The sequence below is a fragment of the Streptococcus sp. SV2 genome (assembly GCF_030440175.1).
GTDB classification, from domain to species: domain Bacteria; phylum Bacillota; class Bacilli; order Lactobacillales; family Streptococcaceae; genus Streptococcus; species Streptococcus raffinosi.
In genome coordinates, this window is record NZ_JAQFJQ010000030.1 from 1 (window position 1) to 2,953 (window position 2,953).

General features: G+C 38.9%; 3 protein-coding genes. 1 reads left to right on the plus strand and 2 read right to left on the minus strand.

Features of this window, described 5'->3' with window-relative positions:
- Nucleotides 1-268: 268 nt before the first annotated feature.
- Both PCY14_RS09795 and PCY14_RS09800 read right to left on the minus strand, forming a co-directional pair.
- Complete coding sequence (locus tag PCY14_RS09795; protein ID WP_301363482.1) at nt 269-427, minus strand: hypothetical protein; 159 nt, start codon at nt 425-427, stop codon at nt 269-271.
- A gap of 445 nt (nt 428-872) precedes the next feature.
- Entirely contained in the window at nt 873-1,820 is a 948-nt protein-coding gene (locus tag PCY14_RS09800; RefSeq protein WP_301363483.1) for a protein rep, read from the minus strand.
- 570 nt (nt 1,821-2,390) lie between these two features.
- Between PCY14_RS09800 and PCY14_RS09805 the strand changes: the two genes are divergently transcribed.
- Entirely contained in the window at nt 2,391-2,516 is a 126-nt protein-coding gene (locus tag PCY14_RS09805) for a hypothetical protein (protein ID WP_301363484.1), read from the plus strand.
- Nucleotides 2,517-2,953: the final 437 nt, after the last annotated feature.

Here is a 2,953-nt window from a genome sequence, read left to right on the forward strand (position 1 = left end):
AACTCCCTGAGGAACGAAGGGACAGTTTCCCTTATGCTCTTTTCTTGATTTTTGAGCCCTTTTTTATCTGGCAAGCATAGTATGTGGGGCTCCACATACATTTTTATCTGGCAAGATTAGGATATGGTGCCCCACATCCCAAATTTTAAATAAAAAAGCAAGGTCTTCTGACCTTGATCTTTTTTTATTTAAAAATCTTGGGGAAGTCCCCAAACCCCTCTTTTTTTACTTTCACAAAAAAAGGAAAGACCAAAATAGTCGTTCCTTTTTATTTATAAACCACCATAGCTGTAAAAGAAAATGCTGTGGGACGATAACTTATTTCTACAACTTCTTGATTTTTTCTCTCTAGCTCATTTAAAAAATCATTGACTTTAGTTTCTAATGCTTCTCCACTCCAATAAGAATTTAAGATTTTAACTCTCATACGATACCTCCTATTTTCGACCAAATACATCGGCGCAAACTAACCAATCGCAATTCATGAAGATTATAACACAACTCTGAATTTTCGCTTGCTTTATTCCATGGTCTATTTGACAACAAGTAACCTAATCCATTCTCACACGACATTTTTTAAAAACCCCCGTTTTTAAAACGCATTTTAACACCAAAAATATCGCAGATTTTTTATGGTGTGTAAGTGCGCCTTTCAAAATTTCTAACAAAATTCCGAAAGGATAGCTATAAATTTTAGACAGGCGATTTATGCCGTGAAAGTTTCTTGATGACAAGCTAGAACAGATTAGACTTTTTTGGGACGGTTGGTCTGAACTTTGTTCGACCAGCGACACAAAAAATATAACCGTTCTAGGTTTCTTGTCGTCAAGAAAACCATGGAATAAAAAGCCCCTCTTCCGAGGAGCTTGATTTTATTTTTTCAAGTAATAATTTTGCTTGTTAGCGTTCCAAATAGCAACGATTTCTGTACCCTTTGAGATATTTTCTTTATCGTCAGACGTATGCACCAAATCACCATTTTCAGCATCGTCTAAGGCTAGGTGTTTCTTGATTTCCTTGAAGATACCACCATAACCAAGTTGGCGTTTACGATATAGACCGTTATATAAATCATCTACCACTTGCTTATTCTCTACGTCGAGCTTAATCGGTTTCGTTGGATATTTCGCAGTTTCCAAAACTGCCCCTCGCAGTCCTTTGCCAGTCTCTTTGACTGTTCGAATATCGACCATAGGCGTGTAAGATACCTTGAGCGACTGCGACCACATATCACCCCACTCTTTTTGAGTGATATAATCTTTTTTTGACTGAAAATAACTCGGTCTCACCATCATCAAAACATGGATATGTGGGTGATAGGTCTTGTCATTTTCGTTGTGAGTCACTTCAACTGAACGTAAATATCCCAACAGATTCCGTTGAACTTTAGCACGCTTAAATAAACGGTCAAATGATTTTGTCAGCTGACTAATCGTGCTATTCAAGGCTTCCCCCTCGACATTCTTAACAGTCAAGGTCAGAAAGAGAAAGCGACCTTTAGGGCTTTGTTTTATCGCCTCATCAACGATTCTTGATGTCTGATAAGCATATTTCATTGACCGTCTCCAGTTACACATAGGGCAAAGTTTATTTTTACAAAAATAGGCTTGATAAAGCTTTAGGCTACCGTCTTGATTTTGAATAAATCGCAAGGTCTCACCACACGATATTACTCGTTCGACAAAGGTCTTCTTGTACTGCAATTCCTTGAAAATATCAGCCAATCGCAAACTTAAGACCTTACGTCCTCGCCAGTCTCGTTTTTTTCCTTGACTGCTTTTATCGACAAGGATTTCCCCTTGATTTTTCAAATCCGTCATGCTAGAATTTATATACAAATTAATTTGACATGCAAAAAAATCCGTACTTCTCCTTTCATAATTTTTGTTTCGCACCTTAAATTATAACACGAAAGCTTTCAGAAGTAAATCGGGTTTTTTTTTGCCCAAAAAACCAGTAATATCAAGGGATTTAGAGCCCTACGAGGTTTAAAATTTCCCCGTGAATTATTTCTACTAGTATCAAGATAAGAAAAAAGCAGGCAAATGCCTGCTTTCTAGGGCTTTCAGCCCTCTTTTCCCTTTCAGGAAAAATTCACCCTAAATATAAGCACTTTTTGGCGATTTTATAAGCAACTGCTAAATTCTGTAATCGCAAGCTACACAAGGCTTTAGGGAGTTTTTTATAGCCAATTTTCCAAATTGTTACCCCCCCTATTAGATAACTGGGGGGTTAATTTTTTTCTCGACCCTTTTTTAAGGCGTGACATTGACCGTCGTGGACGCCGTGTCGTGCTTCGCTAAGGCTCGCACTACGGCTACGACTATGCCACGCCTTCCCCTTTGTCGAGAACGATTTTCACCGTTTTTTAGGGTATTCGATTTGTATTTATGGCTATTATAACACAAATCACAAAAGCTCTAGCATCTGCCCAAATCACACTCAAAATTAAGGCTTTTTATTCCATGGTCATCTTGTCAGCAAGTAACCTAGACTTTTTTATTACTGGCGTGTAGGTCGTCAAGCTTTTCAGCCTGCCGACTCTACCCCCTCAGTATAAATTCGTCTAGCTTGCTGGCAAGACGCTTTCACGGCATAAATCGCCCCTACACCCCCTAAATAGCCCCACATGCTTTTCTATGGTCTCAGACGAGGAGAAATTAACCCTTTTGCTCAGAAACGATTCTAGGGCGTTTTAGACCCCTCTCAGCTCACACACTTTTTATGCTATCTCTCAAAAATTCGACACACTTTCTACGCTTGGCGTGTGTGTCTCTTGTAGGTGAAACCGAGAAATTTACCGTCACGGAAAACGTTGATTCTATCAACTCCCTGAGGAACGAAGGGACAGTTTCCCTTATGCTCTTTTCTTGATTTTTGAGCCCTTTTTTATCTGGCAAGCATAGTATGTGGGGCTCCACATACATTTTTATCTGGCAAGATTAGGATATGG